Below are 22,107 nucleotides of genomic sequence, written 5' to 3' on the forward strand. Positions count from 1 at the left end.
CGCGGGGATCGGCGCCGGTGAAGTACTGGCCCACCCGTCGCCGCAGGTCGACGGCGGTCCCGACGTAGAGCACCTCGCCCGCCGGTCCGCGGAACAGGTAGACCCCGGGCCGGTGCGGCAGCCCTTCGGCCAGCACTTTTTTGCGGCGCTGGGCCGGTGTCACGTCGGGCAGGTAGGACCGCAAATCGGCGTAGGTGTGCACGCCCTGGTTGCCGACTCGCTCGATGAGGGCGTGCAACACCTCGACGGTGGCGCGGGCGTCGTCGAGCGCGCGGTGCGTGGGCTGCGCGGCGACGGCGAACAGTCGCGCCAGCGCGGCCAGCCGCACACTGGGGGCTTCCTCGCGGCTGAGCACCCGGCGGGCCAGGCGGACCGTGCACAGCACCGGCGGCCGGGGCCAGGCGATGTCGCATCGCCGGGCGGCCGCCCGCAGGAATCCGACGTCGAACCCGGCGTTGTGCGCGACCAGCACCGCGCCCCCGGCGAACTCGAGAAACATCGGCAGCACCGCGTCGATGGTCGGCGCGTCGCACACCATCGCCGTCGTGATGCCGGTGAGCTGCACGATCTGGGGCGGGATGCTGCGCTGCGGGTCGACCAGGGTGGCGAACTCGCCCAGCACGACGCCGCCGCGGACCTTGACCGCCCCGATTTCGGTGATGGCGTCACACGGCGTGCCGTCGGCGCTTTTCGTGCGCCCGCCGGTGGTTTCCAGGTCCACCACGACGAAAGTCGTTTCGCGCAAAGGGAGTTCGTCGACTGGGGAGGCGACCGGGTCCCAGCGCGGGCCCAAGTCGGCGAAACTCAGCTGAGTCGCACCGCTCGCACCCATGGCGGTGACGTTAGGCATGTCCACCGACAGCCGCGGGGTTCCCACGCCGGGCGGGACGCGGCGGGCGATACGTGTCGGTGGCCGTCGTTAGCGTGCGGGTATGAGCTTCACGAGGCCAGACCGAGAGGACGGCACCTGATGGCATACGGCAAGACGCACCCCGACGGGGCGGCGCCGGTGGTGATCGATTGTGACGACTGCGCGGTGCGCGGCCCCGGCTGCCGCGATTGCGTGGTCAGCGTGCTGCTCGGGGTGCCGGAGACGTTGTTGCAGGACGAGCGGGAGGCACTCGAGGTGCTCGCGGAGGTCGGGCTGGCGCCGCGGTTGCGTCTGGTGCCGATTCATCGCGGCCGCGGGTCTGGTGTAGCTTAATTGCCTTGTGCGCCAAAACCGCTGGACCGTCTTAGGGGATTGCCATCATTCACAAAGTAAGGCCAGAAATCTTTCCGATTTCTTAACGATCCCGCTTGGACAAACGTCGATATCGTTTCGTAACCTGTTTGAGACCTAAACTCGTCCGACGGCGCGCCGGCAGTGCCAGGCATCAGCCGTCCTAGGCCGTTTAAGGATGCAATTTTGAGCTTCGCTAGTAGGTACCCGTGTGCGCGTGTCATTACACGTTCTGCCCTCGGGACGTTAGCGGGCTTGACCGTCTTCGCGGGGACTTTTGCCGCGATTTCCTCGGCCGATCCGGCCGAGGACGCGCTGGCGAAACTCAACCAGCTGTCGCGTCAGGCCGAGCAGACCACCGAGGCGATGCACACCGCACAGCTCGACCTCAACCAAAAGCTGGCGGCCCAGCAGGCGGCGGAGAAGAAGCACGCCGATGACCAGGCCGCGGTGGATTCGGCGAAGGCACGCCTGGCCGCCTTCCAGGGAGCCGTCAACAAGCTCGCCGCCGCGCAGTACATGGGTGGCCGCGTCGACGGCATGGAGGCCATGCTGACCGCGGGGTCGCCCCAGGGCCTGATCGACAAGCTGGCCGTGCAACGGCTGATGGCGACTCAGATGCGCACGCAGATGGCGAACTACCGCATCGCCGGTGAGCAGGCCGCCAAGGCCGAGCAGGCATCCGCCAAGTCCGCGGCCGACGCGAAGAGCGCGGCCGAGCAGGCCGCCGCGGTACGGGCGAGCCTGCAGTCCAAGCAGAGCCAGCTGCAGGTGCAGATCGCCGTCGTCAAGTCGCAATACGTGTCCCTGACGCCGCAACAGCGCACCGCGCTCGCCGACCCCGGGCCGATCCCGGCGGGTCTTCCGGCTCCGGGCGCGCCGGCACCGGACGCGGCGCCACCCGGCGCGCCGCCCGCCGACGCTCCGCCGATCAACGCAATGATGCCCGGCATGCCAGGTCCCGGGGTGCCCGGAATGGTCCCCGGCGGGGGTGTGGGCGGCGGTGACCGCGCGACCGTCGTGCAGGCCGCGCTGACCCAGGTCGGCTCGCCCTATGTGTGGGGCGGTGCCGCACCCGGCGGTTTCGACTGCTCCGGTTTGGTGATGTGGGCGTTCCAGCAGGCCGGCATCTCGCTGCCGCACTCCAGCCAGGCACAGGCCCAGGGCGGTCAGCCGGTGGCGCTGTCGGATCTGCAGCCCGGCGACGTGGTGACCTTCTATAACGACGCGTCACACAGCGGCCTTTACGTCGGTGACGGCATGGTGATCCATTCCTCCACCTACGGCCAGCCGGTGCGGGTGGTTCCGATGAATGCCGCAGGCCCCGTCCACGACGCCCGCCGCTACTGACCGTCCCGTCTGGCGTCGGCGGCTGCCGATCCTGCTGGCCTGGGTGTTTGCCCTCGAGCTGATCGTGGCCGCGGCCGTGCCGTTCGACGAGGCCGCCGACAGCAAGGCACGACACGCGCAACTGGTCACGCCCGCGCGCAGCCAAGCGGGCGCCGGGGCGAAATCGCTGGTGATCGGCGACCGCACCGTCCGCCTGGTCGGCCTGGGCGGTCCGGCCAGCGACCGGCTGCTGTCCCGGGTGGCGACCAACATCGGCACCGCCATCAAGGCGGTGGAGGCCTTCTGGGGTGTGGACTGGCCGCGCGAGATCTCCGTGCTCGCCGCCGGCTCCGACGAACAGTTTCGCGCCGCGGCCGGCGGGGGACCGCCGTCGCAGTGGGCCGACATCGCGGCCGTGACGGTCGCCGAGCGCGTCGACCCCGTGCACCGGGTGGTGCTCGGCCAACGGATCGTGTTCGCGCCGGGCGCCGCCAACATGAACGAGGGCGCGCTGCGAATTGTCTTGACCCACGAGCTTTTTCACTACGCCGCCCGCCCTTACACCACGTCGGATGCGCCCGAGTGGCTCACCGAGGGCGTGGCTGATTTCGTCGCCCGGCCGCAGACCCCCGTGCCCGCCGATGCGTTGCCGGTGCCGCTGACGCTGCCGACCGATGCCGATCTGGAGGCGCCCGGGCCGCAGCGCTCGCTGGCGTATGACCGCGCGTGGTGGTTCGCCCGGTTCGTGGCCGACACCTACGGAGCGCCCAAGCTGCGCGACCTGTACCTGGCCAGTTGCGGTGTGGGGCACACCGACGTGCCCACCGCGGTGCACGCGGTCCTCGACATCGACCCCGCCGGGCTGCTGGTGCACTGGCACCAGTGGGCGGCCCGCTAGCCTACGCAGGTGAGCCGGGTCCTGCTGGTAACCAACGACTTTCCGCCCCGCCCGGGCGGCATCCAGTCCTACCTCGGCGAGTTCGTCGGGCGGCTGGCCGGCGCCGGCTCGCACTCCGTGCTGGTGTACGCGCCGCAATGGAAGGGCGCCGACGCCTTCGACGGCGCCGCCGAGGCGGCCGGGTATCGGGTGGTCCGCCACCCGGGCACCCTCATGCTGCCGGGCCCGGCGGTGGACGGGCGGATGCGCCGGCTGATCGGCGAGCACGGGATCGACACCGTCTGGTTCGGCGCGGCCGCGCCGCTGGCGCTGCTGGCGCCGCGCGCCCGGCAGGCGGGGGCGACCCGGGTGCTGGCCAGCACTCACGGCCACGAGGTCGGCTGGTCGATGCTTCCGGTTGCGCGGTCGGTGCTGCGTCGCATCGGCGACGGCACCGACGTCGTAACGTTCGTGAGCCGCTACACCCGGTCGCGCTTCGCGTCGGCGTTCGGCCCCGAGGCGAGGCTGGAATACCTGCCGCCCGGCGTCGACACCGACCGGTTCCGGCCCGATCCGGCCGCCCGGGCCGAGCTGCGTGCCCGCTACGGGCTCGGCGAGCGGCCGACCGTGCTGTGCCTGTCGCGGCTGGTGCCGCGCAAGGGTCAGGACGCCCTGATCAAGGCGCTGCCCTCGATCCGGCGGCGGGTGGACGGGGCGGCGCTGGTCATCGTCGGCGGCGGGCCGTACCTGGACGCGCTGCGCAAGCTGGCCACCGACTGCGGCGTGGCCGAGCACGTGACGGTCACCGGTGGTGTGCCGGCCGCCGAACTGCCGGCCCACCACGCGCTGGCCGACGTTTTCGCGATGCCATGCCGAACCCGCGGCGCCGGCATGGACGTCGAGGGCCTGGGCATCGTCTTCCTGGAGGCCTCGGCGACGGGCGTGCCCGTCATCGCCGGCCTGTCGGGCGGGGCCCCGGAAACCGTGCGGCACAACAAGACTGGGCTTGTGGTCGACGGCCGCTCGGTGGATGAGGTCGCCGAGGCAGTCGGCGAGTTGCTGGCCGATCCGGAGCGGGCCGCCGCGATGGGCGCGGCCGGCCGCGAGTGGGTGACGTCCCAGTGGCGCTGGGACACGCTGGCGACGCGGCTGAGCGACCTGCTGCGCGGCTGACGGCCCGCGAGCGTCACGCTGGCGTGACGCTCGGCGGTCGGCGTCACGCTGGCGTGACGCTCGGCGGTCGGCGCCACGCTGGCGTGACGCTCGGCGCCGGGCGGTTAATCCTTCTCGTAGATCGATTCGATGTCGGAGGCGAACTTCTCGGCCACCACGTTGCGCTTGACCTTCATCGTCGGCGTCAGCTCGCCGGTGTCCTCGGTGAAGTCCACCGGCAGGATGCGGAACTTGCGGATCGACTCGGCGTGCGACACCGCCAGGTTGGCGTTCTTGACGGCCGCGTCGATCTCGGCGAACAGGTCGGGGTCGGTGGCCAGATCGCCGACCGACGCGTCGGCCGGCTTGTGGTTGCGTTCCTTCCAGGGGCCGAACGCCTCGGGGTCGATGGTGATCAGCGCGCCGATGAACGGCTTGGCGTCGCCCACCACCATGGCCTGACTGATGAGCGGGTGCGCCCGCAGCTGGTCCTCGAGCACCGCGGGGGCGACGTTCTTGCCGCCGGCGGTCACGATGATCTCCTTCTTGCGGCCGGTGATCTTCAGGAAGCCGTCCTCGTCCAGCGCGCCCAGGTCGCCGGTCTTGAACCAGCCGTCGGTGAACGCGTCACGGGTGGCCTGCTCGTTGTGCCAGTAGCCGCTGAACACCACGCCGCCGCGCACCAACAGCTCGCCGTCCTCGGCGATGCGCATGCTGTTGCCGGGCAACAACGTTCCGACGGTCCCGATCTTGACGTTGCCGACCTGGTTGACCGTGATGGCCGAGCTGGTCTCGGTCAGGCCGTAGCCCTCGTGGATGGTCAGGCCCACCCCGCGGTAGAAGTGGCCCAGCCGCGCGCCCAGCGGAGCGCCACCGGACACGGACGCGTGGCAGTCGCCGCCGAGCGCCGCGCGCAGCTTGTGGTAGACCAGCCGGTCGAACAGTGCGTGCCGGGCCCGCAGCAGCAGGCCCGGTCGCCCGCCGTCGGCGTGGGCCTGGCTCCAGTCGACCGCGGTTTGCACGGCCATCGCGAAGATCCGGCCGTTGCCGTCGTTGGCGGCGTTCTGCTCGGCGGTGTTGTACACCTTCTCGAACACCCGCGGCACCGACACCACCACCGTCGGCTTGAACACCGCGAACATCGGCAGCAGGTTCTTGATGTCGCTGGTGAAGCCGACCGTCACCTTGTTGGCGCACGCGGACAAGGTCAGCGACCGGGCCAGCACGTGGGCCAGCGGCAGGAACACCAGCAGCCGCTGCCCCTCGTTCAGCAGGGTCGGCAGGCATTCCTTGGCGCCGCGGCTCTCGTAGAGCAGGTTGGAATGGGTGAGCTGGCAGCCCTTGGGCCGCCCGGTGGTGCCCGAGGTGTAGATCAGGGTCGCCGGGTCGTCCGCGCGCAGCGCGTCCAGCCGGGCGGTCAACTCGGCCGGCTCGACGTCGGCGCCGGCCTCGACGAGCTGCTCGAGCGCCTTGGGGCCAGAACCGTCGATGTGCAGCACCCGGCGCAGCTCGGGCAGCTCGGCGGTGAGCTCGGTGACCATGGCGGCGTGGGCGTCGGTCTCGGCGAAGGCCACCACCGCTCCCGAGTCCTGCAGCACCCAACGCACCTGCTCGGCCGACGACGTCTCGTAGATCGGCACAGTGACCGCACCCACCGCCAGGATCGCGAGGTCCAGGATCGCCCACTCGTAGCGGGTGGCAGAAAAGATGGACACCCGGTCGCCGGCCTGCACCCCGAGGGAGATCAGGCCCAGCGCCGCGGCACGCACCTCCTTGGCCGCCTCGGCGCAGGTGACATCGGTCCAAACCCCGTCGATCTGCCGTTGGAAGATGACGAAGCTGGGGTCGTCGCGCTCGTGCTCGAAGACCATGGCCGCGACGTTTTCGTGCTCGCCGACGGTAAAGCGGGCGGGGACGCTGTACTCACGCACTCTGGTGACCTCGATTGATAGTGACGTTCCCCGCCCCTTGCGGGGCCGGCTTGCTGTTGCCCAGCCTAATCCGCAAATTTACGCAGCATGGCTGAGGTCGGCCGGGCCGCCATGAAGCTTGCGGAGTCGCGGCGGGTGCCTAGACGCGGGCGATCCGGATCGGTGTGTGAAGCTATGGCTGTGAACAGCATTCAGATCGCCGACCAGACGTTCGTCGCCGCCGACGGCGCGCGGGTGGGTGCCGTGGTCGCCGACCCGTCATCGTGGCGCCGGTGGTGGCCGGACCTGCGGCTGCAGGTCGTCGAGGACCGCGCCGAGAAGGGGATCCGGTGGACGGTCACCGGCGCACTGACCGGCACCATGGAGATCTGGCTGGAGCCGTCGCTGGACGGGGTGGTGCTGCACTACTTCCTGCACGCCGAACCGACCGGCGTGGCGGCCTGGCAGCTGGCAAAGTTGAATTTGGCGAAGATGACGCACCGCCGTCGGGTGGCGGGCAAGAAAATGGCCTTCGAGGTCAAACGGACGGCGGAACGGTCGCGTCCGGTCGGCGTTTCTCCGGTAGCTTAACCGGATCAAGGTTGGCGGTAGGAGTACCGTTTCGCCCCGAAGGCCGGGGTAGTCCTGTACATGCGGGGTACTCGCTTGCGGGAGAGAGGGCATCAGCCAGGTGGCGGAGAAGACGACGCAGACCATCCACATCGACGCCGATCCGGGCACGGTCCTGGAGGTGATCGCCGACATCGATTCGTACCCCGAGTGGATCTCGGAATACAAGGAAGCCGAGGTGCAGGAGCGGGGCGCCGACGGCTACCCGAAGACGGTGCGATTCGTCATGGACGCCGGCGTCATCAAGGACACCATGGTGATGTCTTACAAGTGGCCCAAGGACCGCCAGTCGCTGAGCTGGACCCTGGTCTCCAGCTCGCTGCTGCGCTCGCTCGAGGGCTCGTATCGCTTGGCGCCCAAGGGATCCGGCACCGACGTCACCTATGAACTCTCGGTCGACCTGGCCATCCCGATGATCGGATTGCTCAAGCGGAAGGCCGAGCGGCGCCTGACCGACACCGCGTTGAAGGATCTAAAGAAACGAGTCGAGGCTGAGTGAGTCCAGCGCCACCCCGGCCCGGATCAGCCTGTTCGTTGGGAAGGGCGGGGTAGGAAAGTCCACCCTGGCAGCTGCCACCGCCGTCGGCGATGCGGGCACGGGGCAGCGGGTGCTGGTGGTGTCGACCGATCAGGCGCACTCGCTGGGCGACGTGCTCGGGGTCCCGGTCCCGCCCAGCGGCGAGGGCGAGCTGGTGCGGGTGCTCGCCGATGACGCGGAGGCCGGCGGCGGCTTCCTCGACGCGCTGGCGCTGGACACCCTGGCACTGCTGGAGGCCCGGTGGCACGACGTGGTCAGCACCTTGGACGGCCGGTTTCCCGACTCCGAGTTGAGCACCATTGCGCCCCAAGAGCTTTCGGCGTTGCCGGGCGTCCAGGAAGTGCTGGGCCTCTACGCGGTCGGGCAGCTGGCGGCCTCGGGGCGCTGGGATCGCATCGTCGTCGACTGCGCCTCGACCGCGGACGCGTTACGCATGCTTACCCTGCCCGCCACCTTCGGGCTCTACGTGGAACGCGCGTGGCCACGGCATCGCCGGCTGTCCATCGCCGCCGACGACGCCCGCTCGGGCGCGATGGTCGAGCTGCTGGAGCGCATCAGCGCCAGCGTCGATCGCCTCAGCGAGTTGCTGACCGACGGGGAGCTCGTCACCGCGCATCTGGTGCTCACCCCCGAGCGGGTGGTGGCGGCCGAGGCGGTGCGCACGCTGGGTTCGCTGGCGCTGATGGGGGTGCGGGTCGAGGAGCTGATCGTCAACCAGGTTCTGACCGAGGACGAGTCCTACGAATACCGCAACCTGCCCGAGCACCCGGCGTTCTATTGGTACGCCGAGCGCATCGCCGAACAACGCGTCGTGCTCGACGAACTCGACGCCACCATCGGCGACGTGGCGCTGGTGCTGACCCCGCATTTGTCCGGCGAGCCGATCGGCCCCAAGGCGCTGGGTGCGCTGCTCGACAGCGCCCGTCGACGCGGCGGGGCGGCGCCGCCGGGGCCGCTGCGGCCCGTCGTGGACCTCGAATCCGGATCGGGGCTTGGGTCGATATACCGTATGCGGCTAACGTTGCCCCAACTTGATCCCGGAGGGCTTTCGTTGGGCCGAGTCGATGACGACCTGATCATCAGCGCTGGAGGGTTGCGGCGCAGGGTTCGGTTGGCGTCGGTGCTGCGGCGTTGCACGGTGCTCGACGCGCATCTGCGGGGCGGTGAGCTGACTGTTCGTTTTCGACCGGATCCGGAGGTGTGGCCTAAGTGAGTGGGGCTCATTCCGAAATCGGTCCGGAGTTGCGCAGGCTCGCCCAGGCGATCCTGGACGGGATCGATCCGGCGGTGCGAACGGCGGCGGCGTTGACGGCGGGCGGCGGCGTCGGGACTGGCAAGTGCCAGCAGGTGTGGTGCCCGGTGTGCGCGCTGGCCGCGCTGGCGACCGGTGAGCAGCACCCGTTGCTCACCGTGATCGCCGACCACAGCATCGCCCTGCTGGAGGTGATCCGCGGGATCGTCAACGACGTCAACGACATCGACCGGTCGCCGACGCCGCCACCCGACGGGTCGCCCGGCGGCCCCGGCGCGGAACCCCACGACGGTGACGGCACCGTCAAGACCCGATACCAGCCCATCCCGGTCACCGTCGAGGAGTGACCCGCCCGCGGACAAGGTGGTCCCTTGCGCCGGGGATCGGTACAGTTGGCCAGAACACTGCGGGTGGCGGGAGCGAGAGGGAGGGCCATGTGGTACTGGCTATTCAAGTACATCTTGCTGGGCCCGCTGCTGTCCCTGCTTGGCCGACCGAAAGTTGAAGGGCTGGAATACGTTCCGACTTCCGGGCCGGCGATCCTGGCGAGTAATCACCTCGCCGTGATGGACAGCTTCTTCCTGCCGCTGGTGGTCCGTCGCCGGATCACCTTCCTGGCGAAGTCCGAATATTTCACCGGCACCGGCCTGAAGGGCTGGTTCAGCCGGTGGTTCTTCACCGCCGTCGGGCAGGTGCCGATCGACCGCACCGACGCCGACGCCGCCCAGGCCGCGCTCAACACCGCCGAGCAGGTGCTGAAGCAGGGCAAGCTGCTGGGCATGTACCCCGAGGGCACCCGCTCGCCCGACGGCCGGCTGTACAAGGGCAAGACCGGGCTGGCGCGCCTCGCGCTGCACACCGGTGTCCCGGTGATCCCGGTGGCGATGATCGGCACCAATGTGGTCAACCCGCCGGGCACCACGATGCTGCGCTTCGGGCGCGTCACGGTGCGGTTCGGCAAGCCGATGGACTTCTCCCGGTTCGAGGGAATGGCCGGCAACCGCTTCATCGAGCGGGCCGTCACCGACGAGGTGATCTACGAGCTGATGCGGCTCTCCGGGCAGGAGTACGTCGACATCTACGCGGCCAGTATCAAGGAGCGCAGCAACGGGGACGAACCGACCGGTGAGGCGGCGCGCATCCCCGAGACGGCCGTCGGCTAGCTCGCGGCTGATACCGGCGTCAGCGGGCGCGTTGCCGAATCCCGCGACGTCGCCCGCGCGGTGACCGTCAACCCAGCCGCGACGATGACCGCCAGCGCCCACCACACGTAGGACGCCCCGACGAGTTGGCGCCACCAGTTGGCCGTGGTCTCGTGGTGCTTGGGCAGCAGGTCGATCGGCGTCCACCTCATCAGCGCCACCCCGACGGCGCTGAGCACGCCCAGCGCGACGTTGCGGCGCCGCCAGGCCAGCACCGCGGTCACCAGCACCGTCGGCAGCGCCCAGACCCAGTGGTGCGACCACGACACGGGGGAGACCACCAACCCGAACAGGGCGACGCAGATCACCGCCATGATCGGCTCGCCGGCCCGCAGCACCCGCCGCATCGCCCAGATCGTCGCCGCCAGCACCAGCAGGCACGCGGCGACCCACAACGGGAACCGCTCGTGCTCGTCGAGCCCCAGCCTGGCCAGGGCGCCCGCGATGTTTTGGTCGGTGTTCAGCGCGGCCTCACCGATCCGGTCGGTGTGGTGGACGGTGCGGGTCCAGTACTCCCACGAATCGCTCCAGGCCAGCGCGAAGCCCAGCAGGGTCATCGCCATGAACGACGCCATGGCGGTCAGGGCCGCGCGGTTGTCGCGGCGCAGCAGGAAGTAGAGCAGGAAAACCGCCGGGGTGAGTTTCAGCGCGATGCCCAGGCCCAGCAGCACCCCGCGCGGCCACGGCGTGCGGCGCGGCACGCAGTCGGCGATCACCAATGTCATCAGCACGACGTTGATCTGGCCGAACGCGAAGTTGGAAACCACCGGCTCCAGCCAGGTGGCCGCCGCGGCCGTGATGAGCACCGCCAACCACAGCCTCCGCAGCCAAGCCGGGCCGCCCAGCACGGTCGACGTGCTCCAGACGTCCAGGCCGGTCAGCAGGATGGTGGTCGAGACGATCAGCAGCGCCAGCGTCAACACCGTGATCGCCACGCTAGCGGCGGGCATGTGCAGCCAGGAGAACGGGCAGAACACGATGGCGGCCAGCGGGGGATAGGTGAACGGCAGGTTCAACCCGATCGGTGTGTGGAACTTCACGTCGCCGCGGTAGAGGGGATGATTGTCCAGCCAGGCCTGCCCGCCCATCTGGTAGACGTCGATGTCGATGCGGTACGGCGTATGCCCGAACAGGTCCAAGGCCACGTAATACATCGCGGCGGCCGCGACCAGCCAAGCCAGGCACCACAGCAATACGCGCCCGGGGCCACGTTCCGTTACGAAGCCCGTGCCGGGCGCCCGCCATCTACTCATGTCGAAAACAGCGTAATGGGTGCGGGGGCCGGCAACGTGTCGCAGCGCGGCTCCCGCGTTGCCCGGAAATGCAGGCGTACGTTTCTAGAGTGCTCCACTGGTTCGTGTTCGGGGTGGCCCACTGGTTCGCGCACGACATCATCGACCGTGGCCGGCTGCCGTTGCTGTGCTGCCTGGTCGCGTTCATCCTGACCTTTTTCGTCACGCGGACTTGCGTGCGGGTGATCCGCCACCGCGCCCAAACCGGTCGTTCGGCGCGATGGTGGCAACCGCGCAATGTCCACATCGGGGAAGTGCACATCCACCACGTGGCGTTCGGCGTGGTCCTGGTGATGCTCTCGGGGTTGACGTTGGTGACCCTGTCCGTCAGCGGGCAGGAGCCTGAATTCACCTTGGCGGCAACCCTTTTCGGGGTCGGCGCCGCGCTGGTCCTCGACGAGTACGCGTTGATCCTGCACCTGTCCGACGTCTACTGGGAAGAGGACGGCCGCACGTCGGTGGACGCGGTGTTCGCGGCGGTGGCGGTGGCCGGGCTGTTGATGATGGGCCTGCACCCGCTGATGTTCTTCCTTCCGTTCTGGCACGGCGCCGACGCGGTGGTGCTGCGCGCCGGGGTGGCCGGTGAGCTGGTGTTCACGCTGCCGCTGGCCGTGGTGGTGGTGCTGAAGGGCAAGGTGTGGACCGGTTTGCTGGGCATGTTCATCGTCGTGCTGCTGGTCATCGGCGCGATCCGGTTGTCGCGTCCGCACGCCCCGTGGGCCCGGTGGCGCTACACCACCCAGCCGGACAAGATGCGGCGCTCCCTGCAGCGGGAACGTCGGCTGCGCCGCCCGGTGGTGCGGGTCAAGCTGTGGGTGCAGTGCGCGATCGCGGGGACCCCGCGCCTGCCCGACAAGCGCCTGGTCGACGCCACGCTCGACCACGACGTGCACGCCGCACCGCCGCCGACGGGGCCCATCCTGATCAGCCGATAGTTTCCGCCGGGGCTTGTCCTAGGCTTTCGCGGGTGCGGTACTTCTACGACACCGAATTCATCGAGGACGGCCGCACCATCGAACTGATCTCCATCGGCGTGGTCGCCGAGGACGGCCGCGAGTACTACGCCGTGTCCACGGAATTCGATCCCGAGCGCGCCGGCAGTTGGGTGCGCGCCAACGTGCTGCCCAAGCTGCCGCCCCCGTCGTCGCAGTTGTGGCGCTCGCGCAAGCAGATCCGCCAGGACCTGGAGGAGTTCTTTGGCGTGGGCGGGACCGAGCCGATCGAACTGTGGGCCTGGGTGGGCGCCTACGACCACGTGGCGTTGTGCCAGCTATGGGGCGCGATGCCCGCGCTGCCCCAGGCGATACCCCGCTTCACCAGGGAAGTGCGGCAGCTGTGGGAGGAGCGGGGATCCCCCCGGATGCCGCCGCGGCCGCGGGACGCTCACGACGCCCTGGTCGATGCCCGCGATCAGCTCCGCCGATTCCGGCTGATCACGTCCGGCGACGACGTTCGCCCTGATCAGTCGTGATCAGGCACTGTTCGGACCCGGTTACCATGGACCGATGAACTGGACCGTCGACATACCGATCGACCAGCTGCCGCCGCTGCCGCCGCTCTCGACCGAGCTGCGTACGCGGCTGGACGCCGCGCTGGCCAAGCCGGCCGCCCAGCAGCCCAGCTGGGATGCGGAACAGGCCGCCGCGATGCGCACGGTCCTCGAGAGCGTGCCGCCGGTGACGGTGCCGTCCGAGATCGTGCGGCTGCAGGACCAGCTGGCCCAGGTCGCCCGGGGCGAGGCCTTCCTGCTGCAGGGCGGCGACTGCGCCGAGACCTTCGTCGACAACACCGAACCCCATATCCGCGGCAACATCCGCACCCTGCTGCAGATGGCCGTCGTGCTGACCTACGGCGCCAGCATGCCGGTGGTCAAGGTGGCCCGCATCGCGGGCCAGTACGCCAAGCCCCGGTCGGCCGACATCGACGCGCTGGGCCTGAGGTCCTACCGCGGCGACATGATCAACGGCTTCGCCCCGGACGCCGCCGCGCGCGAGCACGACCCGTCGCGGCTGGTGCGCGCCTACGCCAACGCCAGCGCGGCGATGAACCTGGTGCGGGCGCTGACGTCGTCGGGGCTGGCGTCGCTGCACCTGGTGCACGACTGGAACCGTGAATTCGTCCGGACCTCGCCGGCCGGCGCGCGGTACGAGGCGCTGGCCAGCGAGATCGACCGGGGCCTGAAGTTCATGAGCGCGTGCGGGGTCGCCGACCGCAACCTGCAGACCGCCGAAATCTATGCCAGCCATGAGGCTTTGGTGCTCGACTACGAGCGGGCGATGCTGCGGCTGTCCGACGTCGAGGGCGGCGAGCCGCAGCTGTATGACCTGTCGGCGCACACTGTGTGGATCGGCGAGCGGACCCGCCAGCTCGACGGCGCGCACATCGCGTTCGCCGAGGTGATCGCCAACCCGATCGGCGTGAAGATCGGCCCGACGATGACCCCCGAGCTGGCCGTCGAATACGTGGAGCGCCTGGACCCGCACAACAAGCCGGGACGGCTGACGCTGGTGAGCAGGCTGGGCAACAACAAGGTGCGCGACCTGCTGCCGCCGATCGTCGAGAAGGTGCAGGCCGCCGGGCACCAGGTGATCTGGCAGTGCGACCCGATGCACGGCAATACGCACGAGTCGTCCAACGGCTACAAGACCCGGCACTTCGACCGCATCGTGGACGAGGTGCAGGGGTTCTTCGAGGTGCACCGCGCGCTGGGCACCCATCCCGGCGGCATCCACGTCGAGATCACCGGCGAGAACGTCACCGAGTGTTTGGGTGGGGCGCAAGACATTTCGGACACCGACCTGGTGGGGCGCTACGAGACCGCCTGTGACCCGCGGCTGAACACCCAGCAGTCGCTGGAGTTGGCGTTCCTCGTCGCCGAGATGCTGCGCGACTGAGTTCTTCTGGGAGCGAGGGCGCGTGTTTGCACAGCGACACGCCGTGGAAGGCGTACAAACACGGACGCTCGCGGGAAGAAAGCTAGAGCAGTCCGCTGAGGTTGCTGCCGATCGTCCAGGCCACGGTGGCGACCAGCCCGGTGAACGCGATCACGACGGCCGCCCACACCAACACCATCCGCCGCGCGTGCTGGCGGGCCCAGACGAACTCGCTCATCGCGATACCCGCGAATTCGCCTGCGACCGGCTGGTATTCGTTCTCCCGGTCATCGGGTTGGCGGGGGAGCTGCCGGGTGGGATTGCGGACCGGTGCCGCGGCCGGCGGGCGTGATTGCGGGGCGGCGGACGGGCGCTGGGTCATCCGGCTGCGGTGCAGCGCCGCCGACCGGTGCTGGGCGGAGTTACTTGGCGCGGGCACCCGGAAGTCCGGCAGCGCGAGTTCTTCGGCGATCGCCGCGAGGTCGGCGCCCATCTCGATGGCGTCGGCGTAGCGGTCGGCGGGGTCGCGCGCGGTCGCCCGTGCCACCAATTCGTCGAATTGCGCTGGCACGCCGTCGATTGCGGCGCTGGGCGGCGGCACGTCGGCGTCCAGGCGCCGGTAGGCGATCGACAACGCCGAGTCGCCGGTGAACGGCGTGTGCCCGGTCAGCAGCTCGTAGGTGAGGATCCCGGCGGAGTAGACGTCGCTGCGGGGCCCGGCGTTGCCGTCGCGCACCTGCTCGGGCGACAGGTAGGCGGCGGTGCCGAGAATGACGCTGGTGGAGGTGATTCCGGCGGCGGCGACGGCGCGGACCAGCCCGAAGTCGGCGATTTTGACGTCGCCGTCGTCGGAGATCAGGACGTTCTCGGGCTTGACGTCACGATGCACCAGGCCGGCGCGGTGCGCGTCGGCCAGGCCGCCCAGCACCGGGCGAAGCACCGCCGCCACGGCGTGCGGCGGCATCGGCCCGCGCTCGGCCAGCAGCTCGCGCAGCGTCCCGCCCTCGATGAGCTCCATCACCAAAAACGGATGCCGGGCGTCCATGCCCTGGTCATAGACCGCGACCAGCCCCGGATTTTTCAGGCGGGCGACCGTGCGCGCCTCGAGCTGGAAGCGGGTCAGGAACTGGTCGTCGCCGGCGTAGCGCGAGTCCATCACCTTGACCGCGACCGGGCGGTCCAGCCGGACGTCGAGGCCGCGGTACACCGTCGAGGTGCCGCCGCTGGCAATCCTGGACTCCACCAGGTAGCGGCCGTCCAGCAGCGTGCCCTCCAAGGGGTCGCGGATCCCGGCTTCGCTCACCGGGCCATCGTAGGTGCGGGTCGCGAAAACCTGGGTCCAAGGCGCTAAGCAGGGCCTACACTGGCGCCGTGAGCAGTATTCCGGCCGGCGACGACGTCCTGGATCCCGACGAGCCGACCTACGATCTGCCGGGGGTGGCCGAGGTACTCGGCGTACCGGTCAGCAAGGTGGCCCAGCAGCTGCGCGAGGGCCACCTGGTCGCGGTCAAGCGCGGCGGCGGTGTGGTGGTGCCCCGAGTGTTCTTCACCAAGTCCGGTGAGGTGGTCAAGAGCCTGCCCGGGCTGCTGACGATCCTGCACGACGGTGGCTATCACGAGACGGAGATCGTGCGCTGGCTGTTCACCCCCGACCCGTCGCTGACGATCACGCGCGACGGCAGCCGCGACGCCGTCACCAACGCCCGGCCCGTCGACGCCCTGCATTGCCACCAGGCGCGCGAAGTGGTGCGGCGCGCGCAGGCTATGGCGTACTAGTCGTCGATTCCGGCGCCCGGTACAGCGCGTACCAGGCGGCCAGCGCGCAGGCGGTGGCCAGCGAGAAATGCAGCCACGAGTACATGCCGTGCGACCCGTCGGGTTTGAAGATCACCATCACCCAGGTCGACAGGCCGGCGATGGCCGCGACCGCCCGCCGTGACTGGGCCAGCGGGGCCGCCACCGCCAGGGGCCAGGAGTAGTACCAGGGCAGTGCGGCCGGGACGAACAGCACCACGATCAGCATCGACCACGCGATCCCGGTCAGCGCGGCGCGGTCGTCGCGGCGGAATCGCCACCACAACAGCGGCAGCGACACCGCGATGATCGCGATGCCGATGAACCGGGTGACGCGCAGCGTGGCGTAGAAGTCGACCGGGAAAAAGCCGCTGCCCAGAGCGTGGATCAGGTTGGCGACCGCGGTGGGCACGGTCAGCCAGTTGATGATCTTCACCGATCCCGCCAGCGCGGTCAGCCACCCCAGCCCGACGCCGGCCGCCGCGGACAGGATCGCGAACACGGCGGCGAAAACCGCCAGGGACGTCGCGGTGGCCGCCAGGAACGCCGGCAGCGCCCGGTATCCCCGCCGGTCGCGGAGATGCCGCATCCACACCCACACCATGAAGGGCAACGAGATTCCGGCGGTGGCTTTGACCGCGATCGCCGCCGTGATCAGCACGACGCCGAGGACGTGGCGGCCCTGAAAGGTGAGCGCGATCCCGGCGGCCATCAGGCCGACCATCAGCATCTCGTTGTGCACGCCGCCCATCAGGTGGATGAGCACCAGCGGGTTGAGCACGCAGATCCACAGCGCCAGCGCGCCGTTGGTGCCCAGATGATGGGCGAGCCGGGGAGTGGCCCAGATCAGCAGCGCCAAGCCGGGCAGCATGCACAGGCGCAGCAGCATCGTCCCGGCGATCACGTGGTTGCCCACCACCATCGTGACCAACTTGGCGATCAGGATGAACGCCGGCCCGTAGGGTGCCGTCGTGATCGTCCAGATCGGACTCACGTTGTCCAGCAAGGGGTTTGGATTGGCGACCGGGCCGACGGCGTAGGGGTCGAAGCCGTCGCGCAGCAGCGCGCCCTGCGCCAGGTAGGAGTAGGTGTCGCGGCTGAAGACGGGCACCGACAACAGCAACGGCGCCAGCCAGAAGGCGGTGGTCGCCCGCATGGTGAACTCGGTGGCGTGCCCGCCCAGCGCGCGCCGGCCCAGCATCACCCACGCGATCAGCATGAGGCCCACGCCCGTCCACAACACGATCGAGGACAGCACCAGTCCGTGGCCGAAGCGCAGCCAGGACAGGTGCAGCGCTTCCAGCAGCGGGTCGTGCGGTTTGGTGCTGCCGGCGCCCAGCCCGCCCAGGGTGATCAGCACCGAGCCCAGGAAGCCGAGCTTCGCCGGCCCGGCATCTGGCGTGGCGGCGAACGCGATAAGCCGCGAAAGATGCTGCGCGACAGGGCGTTTGGCGGCCGGGGCCCGGGCGGGACTCGTCATCGGCTCAGGCGGACCGATTCGTGGCCATCCTGGCGAGCTCGGCCAGCCCCGCCTTGGCCGCCGCATTGATGGGGGCAGCCGCGAGCGTGGCCAGCGCTCGCTCGGTCAGCGCGGCGATGCGTTGCTCCGCCGCGGCCAGCGCGCCCACCGACTCGATGACGTCGCGCAGTTCGGCAACCTGCGCATCGGTCAGCTGCGCACCGATCGAGCCGCGTAACCGGTTGGCCGCCAAGGGGTCCGACTTGTCCGCCAGCTCCACCGCCTCGGCCAGCAGCACGGTTCGCTTGCCGGACCTCAGGTCGTCGCCGGACGGCTTGCCCGTCACCGCGGGGTCGCCGAAAACGCCCAGCACGTCGTCGCGCAGCTGGAACGCGACACCGATGTCGGTCCCGAATTCTTTGAAGGCTGCCTGCACTTCGGGCCGGTCGGCGGCGGCGGCCACGCCCAGCTGCAGCGGCCGCGCGACCGTGTAGCAGGCGGTCTTGAAGGTGTCGACGTTCATCGCCGACGCTATCGACTCGGCGCCGCTGTTCTCGGCGACGATGTCGAGGTATTGCCCGCCCAGCACCTCGGTGCGGATGTCGGCCCACACACGCTGGACCCGGCCGCGCGCGTCGGGCGCCAGTGTGGCCCCGAAGACGATGTCGTCGGCCCAGGCCAGCGCGAGGTCGCCGAGCAGGATGGCCGCCGACGTCCCGAACTGCTCGGGCGAGCCGCGCCAGCCCCGGTCGCGGTGCAGCGCTGCGAAGCGCACGTGCGCGGTCGGCTTGCCGCGTCGGGTGGAGGAGGCGTCGATCACGTCGTCGTGCACCAGCGCGCAGGCCTGCAGCAGTTCGAGCGCGGAAAACAGCAGCAACACTTCGGGTTCGGGCTCCCCGCTTGCCACCGACCGCCAGCCCCAGTAGGCGAACGCGGGCCGCAGCCGCTTGCCCCCGTTGAGCACGAAGTCCTCCAGGGCGGCGACCAGGACGTCGTAGTCGGCGCCGATGTAGGCCGTCCGCTCGCGCCGGTCGCGCAGGTACCGCCGGAGTTGCTCGGTGATCGCGCCGGTCAACTCGCCGGTTGCCGCTGCCTCTGAAGCATTCAGGCTCAGGGCGGCGCCCCTTTCTGCTCGGCTTGTCCCTGGGCCGACAGTGTATGTCGCTTCCGGGACCCCAGTTGCTTCGACTGCCTCACTATTCCGCCCCTATGCTGGCGATCTGGGAAGCAAGTCGTCTGGTGGATCTGATCGATAGGAGCCGCGTGACCCTCAACACCATCGCGCTCGAGTTGGTGCCCCCCAACGTCGAAGACGGTAAGGAACGGGCCCTCGAAGACGCGCGAAAAGTGGTGCGGTACTCGGGCGAATTCGGCCTCGACGGCCGGATCCGGCACGTGATGATCCCCGGGATGATCGCCGAGGACGACGATCGGCCCGTCGCCATGAAGCAGAAACTCGACGTCCTGGACTTCTGGTCGATCATCAAGCCCGAATTGCCGGGCTTCTCTGGCCTGTGCACCCAGGTGACCGCGTTCATGGACGAGGTGTCGCTGCGCGACCGGCTGACCGACCTGTGCGCCGCCGGCATGGAGGGCGTCGTCTTCGTCGGCGTCCCGCGCACCATGAACGACGGCGAGGGCTCCGGCGTCGCGCCGACGGACGCGCTGTCGATCTATCGCGACCTGGTGACCAACCGCGGCGTGATCGTGATCCCCACCCGCGAGGGCGAGCAGGGCCGGCTGAACTTCAAGTGCAACCAGGGCGCGACGTACGGCATGACCCAACTGCTGTACTCCGACGCCATCGTGGGTTTTTTGACTGATTTCGCCAACAACACCGATCACCGCCCCGAGCTCCTGCTGTCCTTCGGGTTCGTGCCGAAGGTGGAGAGCCGCGTCGGCCTGATCAACTGGCTGATTCAGGACCCGGGCAACGCCGCGGTGGCCCGGGAGCAGGAGTTCGTCCAACGGTTGGCCGGCAGCGAGCCGGACCAAAAGCGCCGGCTGATGGTCGACCTGTACAAGCGCGTGATCGACGGGGTCGCCGAGCTCGGCTTTCCGCTGAGCATCCACTTCGAGGCGACCTACGGGGTTTCCGGGCCCGCGTTCCAGACCTTCGCGGAGATGCTCGACTACTGGTCGCCCTAGCTTGGCGGCTGATCGCGTGGCGCGGTGAACCGCGGCGAGCGGTCGCGGCTCATCCAGGCCAGCACCGCCACCACGCCGGCCGCCGCGAAGGACGCGATGCCCAGCCACACACCCGCGCCGGTGAAGTTACGGGTGTTCGGGTCGGTGTAGCGGGCGTTGGCGCTCATGGTGGTCACCACGCCCGGTTTGAGCTTCCACGACACCACGTCGGACTCGACGCGGTCGCCGTTGGTGGACGTCACGACGCCGGGGAAGGCGACCGTCAGCTCGACGTCGGCGTCGTTGTCGGTCACCGACGTCAGGTCGGCCCGGCCCTCGAGGATCACCAGGTTGCCGTTCCGGCGCAGCGACAGGTTCACCCCCTGGGCGTCGGAGTTCATGTTCGCCAGCTGCGGCAACTCGGCGAAGGTCAGGTCGGAGAACACCGCCTGCGAGCCCACGTAGCCGTCGCTGTCGTAGTTCGACACCGCCACTTTTTGGCCGAACGGCAGATTATTGGTGTCGAGCTGCGGGCCGGTGTCCTTAGGCGTCTTCGGCTTGGCCGCCGCGATGATCTCGCCGGACACCAGGTCGTCGGGCGAGACGGTGAGCGACGCCCGGACCCGCAGGCACCCGCTGGCCAGGGGCACGATCAGCAGCAGCATCGCGATGGCCAGTGCGCGGCGCCGCCGGGGCGTGAAGCCGGGGGGCCGAACCGGGGCGGGGCTGGCGTGCACGAGGTCATCGTGCCAGATCCGGCGCGCCGGGTGTCTCGCCCCGGGCGGTGTCGCTACAGCGGAAGGGTGCGGCCCAGGATCGCGAACGCCCGTGGGTCCCCGGCGAAGTGGTAGCGGCGGATGACGTCGGTGAAGCCCAGCCGCCGGTACAGCCGCCAGGCGCGGTTCGGTTCCCCGTTGATTTCCGGGGTGGAGAGCAGGACGTTCTCCTCGGAGCGCCCCGCGAGCAGCCGGCGGGCCAGTGCCTCGCCCAGGCCGCGGCCCTGCGCGCGGGGGTGGATGTGTAGCTCGGTCAGCTCGAAGTAACTGTTCATCAGCCGGGCGATCTCCTGGGGCGGCGAGCCGCCGCGTTGCAGGCCCAAGACCACCTGCTGCTGCCACCACTGCCCGGGCGCCCCGGGGTACCCGTAGGCCACGCCGAGCAGGGGGGCGTCGCTCAGTTCGGCGGCCGACGGGGCCTGGGCGCCGGGACCCTCGGGCGCCTCGGCCTCGACGGCGGCCACCCCTTGCCAGCCGTGCCGACGGATGTGTTCGAGCCACATGGCGGCGCGCTGGTTCTCGGTGCCTCGCGGGTATCGCATCGCTTCGACGTAGACGCCGAGGGCGTCGGACAGGCGGCGCTCCATATCGCTCGGCGGCAGATCGATGAGGAATATCGCCAACTCGCGGTGTCCTCCTCATCGGGTGGCTTCAGGTGTGAGTTCGGTCCCGTGGCGCTGTCGCCATTATCCGACCCCCGCGGCCCGGCGCGCCCGGCGGCTGCGGGTAGCAGCGGGGCGAAACGAGCCGGTTTTGCAAGCGGGTTGCGGCGCACCGTCGTTGCGAGGTCGACCGGCGCGCGAACCCGCCCAGGATAGAATCGCTGCCGAACCAGTGGTACGCCACAGATTGACCTCGTATCATTTGTGGTAGTTGCCCTTAACGGGCATCCGCGTGCTATCGATAGTTACGTGCCAAACTGTCGGCAAGGAGGGACGAATGCCACTCTCCGATCATGAACAGCGGATGCTCGATCAGATCGAGAGCGCCCTCTACGCGGAGGACCCTAAATTCGCGTCGAGCGTCCGTGGCGGAGGGTTGCGCGCGCCGACCGCGCGGCGGCGCCTGCAAGGCGCGGCGCTGTTCGTCATCGGCCTGGCGATGTTGGTCTCCGGGGTAGCGTTCAAAGCCACGATGATCGGAAGCTTCCCAATTCTGAGCGTCTTTGGCTTCATCGTGATGTTCGGCGGCGTGGTCTATGCGATCACCGGTCCACGGTTGGCGGGCAGGCCGGACCGTTCCGGATCGGCGCCCGGATCGGCGCGCCAGCGCCGCAACAAGAGCGGCGGCTCGTTCACCAGTCGCATGGAGGATCGCTTCCGCCGGCGCTTCGACGAGTAGCGGGCATAACGCTCAGTAAGAGGTAGCCATCATGGCTACCTCTTTTTTTGCGCTCGAGCGAGGGATGCGCGGGGCGTAGTTCATTTCGACTCCCAATCGAGCCCAAATCGAGCCATGCATGCGCGATACGCCCCACCGGGCCCCACCAGGTCGCCCCACTGCACCCCACTCGGCGATTCACGGCCCTGAGGTGCGGTTTTCCGTCCCGACGACGGGGTCGCAATGCGTTGTCGGGAGCCATCGGCCAGCGACTGGACCGTGCGTGGTGGCGGAAGAGCGGGAAAACTCGGCCACGACACCCTAGAAATGGGGCGAAGTGGGGGATGGTGGGGT

At 69.5% G+C, this 22,107-nt stretch carries 23 protein-coding genes; 15 read left to right on the forward strand and 8 right to left on the reverse strand.

Annotated features, from left to right (window positions below):
- On the reverse strand, window positions 1-856 hold an 856-nt coding region (locus N415_RS18100; protein ID WP_193376472.1), incomplete at its 3' end, for an exonuclease domain-containing protein.
- 114 nt (window positions 857-970) lie between these two features.
- Between N415_RS18100 and N415_RS18105 the strand changes: the two genes are divergently transcribed.
- The 4 genes from N415_RS18105 to pimB all read left to right on the forward strand — a co-directional run bounded on the left by N415_RS18105 (window position 971) and on the right by pimB (window position 4,601).
- The gene (locus tag N415_RS18105) at window positions 971-1,204 is read left to right on the forward strand and encodes a hypothetical protein (protein ID WP_068184881.1); all 234 of its coding nucleotides are present in this window, start codon (window positions 971-973) and stop codon (window positions 1,202-1,204) included.
- A 204-nt stretch (window positions 1,205-1,408) separates the two neighbouring features.
- Complete coding sequence (gene ripC / locus N415_RS18110; RefSeq protein WP_081665342.1) at window positions 1,409-2,572, forward strand: peptidoglycan hydrolase RipC; 1,164 nt, start codon at window positions 1,409-1,411, stop codon at window positions 2,570-2,572.
- 43 nt (window positions 2,573-2,615) lie between these two features.
- Window positions 2,616-3,449 (forward strand): hypothetical protein, encoded by an 834-nt coding sequence (locus N415_RS18115; protein ID WP_152531463.1) that lies wholly within the window; start codon window positions 2,616-2,618, stop codon window positions 3,447-3,449.
- A gap of 9 nt (window positions 3,450-3,458) precedes the next feature.
- Window positions 3,459-4,601: a GDP-mannose-dependent alpha-(1-6)-phosphatidylinositol monomannoside mannosyltransferase gene (gene pimB, locus N415_RS18120; RefSeq protein WP_068184885.1), complete on the forward strand. Its 1,143-nt coding sequence runs from the start codon at window positions 3,459-3,461 to the stop codon at window positions 4,599-4,601.
- A 104-nt stretch (window positions 4,602-4,705) separates the two neighbouring features.
- Here the strand turns inward: pimB and N415_RS18125 are convergent, their stop codons facing one another.
- The gene (locus tag N415_RS18125; RefSeq protein ID WP_068184888.1) at window positions 4,706-6,511 is read right to left on the reverse strand and encodes a long-chain fatty acid--CoA ligase; all 1,806 of its coding nucleotides are present in this window, start codon (window positions 6,509-6,511) and stop codon (window positions 4,706-4,708) included.
- Window positions 6,512-6,691: 180 nt separating this feature from the next.
- Here N415_RS18125 and N415_RS18130 point away from each other — a divergent pair, with 180 nt between their 5' ends.
- From N415_RS18130 to N415_RS18150, 5 genes are all read left to right on the forward strand, one after another.
- Window positions 6,692-7,081 carry a polyketide cyclase / dehydrase and lipid transport gene (locus N415_RS18130; protein WP_142282060.1) on the forward strand — a complete coding sequence of 130 codons (390 nt, stop codon included), beginning with the start codon at window positions 6,692-6,694 and terminating at the stop codon, window positions 7,079-7,081.
- 100 nt (window positions 7,082-7,181) lie between these two features.
- Window positions 7,182-7,619: an SRPBCC family protein gene (locus tag N415_RS18135; RefSeq protein WP_068184891.1), complete on the forward strand. Its 438-nt coding sequence runs from the start codon at window positions 7,182-7,184 to the stop codon at window positions 7,617-7,619.
- Window positions 7,612-8,871: an ArsA family ATPase gene (locus N415_RS18140; protein WP_193376473.1), complete on the forward strand. Its 1,260-nt coding sequence runs from the start codon at window positions 7,612-7,614 to the stop codon at window positions 8,869-8,871. Before N415_RS18135 ends, N415_RS18140 begins: the two co-directional genes overlap by 8 nt.
- Complete coding sequence (locus N415_RS18145; protein WP_068184898.1) at window positions 8,868-9,257, forward strand: hypothetical protein; 390 nt, start codon at window positions 8,868-8,870, stop codon at window positions 9,255-9,257. Before N415_RS18140 ends, N415_RS18145 begins: the two co-directional genes overlap by 4 nt.
- Window positions 9,258-9,344: 87 nt before the next feature.
- Window positions 9,345-10,073, forward strand: a complete 729-nt coding sequence (locus N415_RS18150) for a lysophospholipid acyltransferase family protein (RefSeq protein ID WP_068184901.1) — start codon at window positions 9,345-9,347, stop codon at window positions 10,071-10,073.
- On the opposite strand, the gene N415_RS18155 is transcribed toward N415_RS18150, so the two are convergent.
- The gene (locus tag N415_RS18155) at window positions 10,070-11,365 is read right to left on the reverse strand and encodes a glycosyltransferase 87 family protein (RefSeq protein ID WP_068184904.1); all 1,296 of its coding nucleotides are present in this window, start codon (window positions 11,363-11,365) and stop codon (window positions 10,070-10,072) included. The two genes, N415_RS18150 and N415_RS18155, sit on opposite strands and share 4 nt — an antisense overlap.
- Window positions 11,366-11,433: 68 nt before the next feature.
- Here N415_RS18155 and N415_RS18160 point away from each other — a divergent pair, with 68 nt between their 5' ends.
- Genes N415_RS18160 through N415_RS18170 form a run of 3 tightly spaced genes read left to right on the forward strand, consistent with a single transcriptional unit; the run spans window position 11,434 to window position 14,298 of the window.
- Window positions 11,434-12,339 (forward strand): hypothetical protein, encoded by a 906-nt coding sequence (locus N415_RS18160; RefSeq protein WP_152531461.1) that lies wholly within the window; start codon window positions 11,434-11,436, stop codon window positions 12,337-12,339.
- Window positions 12,340-12,371: 32 nt separating this feature from the next.
- Window positions 12,372-12,875 (forward strand): polyadenylate-specific 3'-exoribonuclease AS, encoded by a 504-nt coding sequence (locus N415_RS18165; RefSeq protein WP_068184908.1) that lies wholly within the window; start codon window positions 12,372-12,374, stop codon window positions 12,873-12,875.
- A gap of 34 nt (window positions 12,876-12,909) precedes the next feature.
- Complete coding sequence (locus tag N415_RS18170; protein ID WP_068184911.1) at window positions 12,910-14,298, forward strand: 3-deoxy-7-phosphoheptulonate synthase class II; 1,389 nt, start codon at window positions 12,910-12,912, stop codon at window positions 14,296-14,298.
- A gap of 82 nt (window positions 14,299-14,380) precedes the next feature.
- On the opposite strand, the gene N415_RS18175 is transcribed toward N415_RS18170, so the two are convergent.
- A complete protein-coding gene (locus N415_RS18175; protein WP_068184914.1) occupies window positions 14,381-15,580 on the reverse strand; it encodes a protein kinase in 1,200 nt (399 codons plus the stop codon).
- A 68-nt stretch (window positions 15,581-15,648) separates the two neighbouring features.
- On the opposite strand from N415_RS18175, the gene N415_RS18180 reads away from it, so the two are divergent.
- Complete coding sequence (locus N415_RS18180; protein ID WP_068184917.1) at window positions 15,649-16,053, forward strand: Rv2175c family DNA-binding protein; 405 nt, start codon at window positions 15,649-15,651, stop codon at window positions 16,051-16,053.
- Here N415_RS18180 and N415_RS18185 read toward each other — a convergent pair.
- The gene (locus N415_RS18185) at window positions 16,040-17,551 is read right to left on the reverse strand and encodes an alpha-(1->6)-mannopyranosyltransferase A (protein ID WP_068184920.1); all 1,512 of its coding nucleotides are present in this window, start codon (window positions 17,549-17,551) and stop codon (window positions 16,040-16,042) included. The genes N415_RS18180 and N415_RS18185 overlap by 14 nt on opposite strands.
- A 4-nt stretch (window positions 17,552-17,555) precedes the next feature.
- Window positions 17,556-18,605 (reverse strand): bifunctional (2E,6E)-farnesyl/geranyl diphosphate synthase, encoded by a 1,050-nt coding sequence (gene idsA2 / locus N415_RS18190; RefSeq protein ID WP_068184924.1) that lies wholly within the window; start codon window positions 18,603-18,605, stop codon window positions 17,556-17,558.
- A 188-nt stretch (window positions 18,606-18,793) separates the two neighbouring features.
- Here idsA2 and N415_RS18195 point away from each other — a divergent pair, with 188 nt between their 5' ends.
- On the forward strand, window positions 18,794-19,678 hold the full coding sequence (locus tag N415_RS18195) for a mycobacterial-type methylenetetrahydrofolate reductase (RefSeq protein ID WP_068184977.1): 885 nt from the start codon (window positions 18,794-18,796) through the stop codon (window positions 19,676-19,678).
- On the opposite strand, the gene N415_RS18200 is transcribed toward N415_RS18195, so the two are convergent.
- Window positions 19,675-20,322, reverse strand: coding sequence for a DUF3153 domain-containing protein (locus tag N415_RS18200; RefSeq protein ID WP_068184927.1), 648 nt, complete (start codon window positions 20,320-20,322; stop codon window positions 19,675-19,677). The genes N415_RS18195 and N415_RS18200 overlap by 4 nt on opposite strands.
- Window positions 20,323-20,447: 125 nt before the next feature.
- Window positions 20,448-21,056 carry an N-acetyltransferase gene (locus N415_RS18205; protein ID WP_068184930.1) on the reverse strand — a complete coding sequence of 203 codons (609 nt, stop codon included), beginning with the start codon at window positions 21,054-21,056 and terminating at the stop codon, window positions 20,448-20,450.
- A gap of 316 nt (window positions 21,057-21,372) precedes the next feature.
- On the opposite strand from N415_RS18205, the gene N415_RS18210 reads away from it, so the two are divergent.
- Window positions 21,373-21,774 carry a DUF3040 domain-containing protein gene (locus N415_RS18210; protein ID WP_068126470.1) on the forward strand — a complete coding sequence of 134 codons (402 nt, stop codon included), beginning with the start codon at window positions 21,373-21,375 and terminating at the stop codon, window positions 21,772-21,774.
- The last annotated feature ends 333 nt before the right edge of the window (window positions 21,775-22,107 follow it).

It is taken from the genome of Mycobacterium sp. UM_CSW, from assembly GCF_000455205.1.
Classification (GTDB): Bacteria; Actinomycetota; Actinomycetes; order Mycobacteriales; family Mycobacteriaceae; genus Mycobacterium.

Bases quoted from the DNA above. Each gene is read 5' to 3' on its own strand.
- N415_RS18170 (WP_068184911.1), top strand. From the start codon at position 12,910: ATGAACTGGACCGTCGACATACCGATCGACCAGCTGCCGCCGCTGCCG.
- N415_RS18155 (WP_068184904.1), bottom strand. From the start codon at position 11,365: ATGAGTAGATGGCGGGCGCCCGGCACGGGCTTCGTAACGGAACGTGGC.
- N415_RS18185 (WP_068184920.1), bottom strand. From the start codon at position 17,551: ATGACGAGTCCCGCCCGGGCCCCGGCCGCCAAACGCCCTGTCGCGCAG.
- N415_RS18160 (WP_152531461.1), top strand. From the start codon at position 11,434: ATGCAGGCGTACGTTTCTAGAGTGCTCCACTGGTTCGTGTTCGGGGTG.
- N415_RS18150 (WP_068184901.1), top strand. From the start codon at position 9,345: ATGTGGTACTGGCTATTCAAGTACATCTTGCTGGGCCCGCTGCTGTCC.
- N415_RS18200 (WP_068184927.1), bottom strand. From the start codon at position 20,322: ATGCTGCTGCTGATCGTGCCCCTGGCCAGCGGGTGCCTGCGGGTCCGG.
- N415_RS18210 (WP_068126470.1), top strand. From the start codon at position 21,373: ATGCCACTCTCCGATCATGAACAGCGGATGCTCGATCAGATCGAGAGC.
- N415_RS18105 (WP_068184881.1), top strand. From the start codon at position 971: ATGGCATACGGCAAGACGCACCCCGACGGGGCGGCGCCGGTGGTGATC.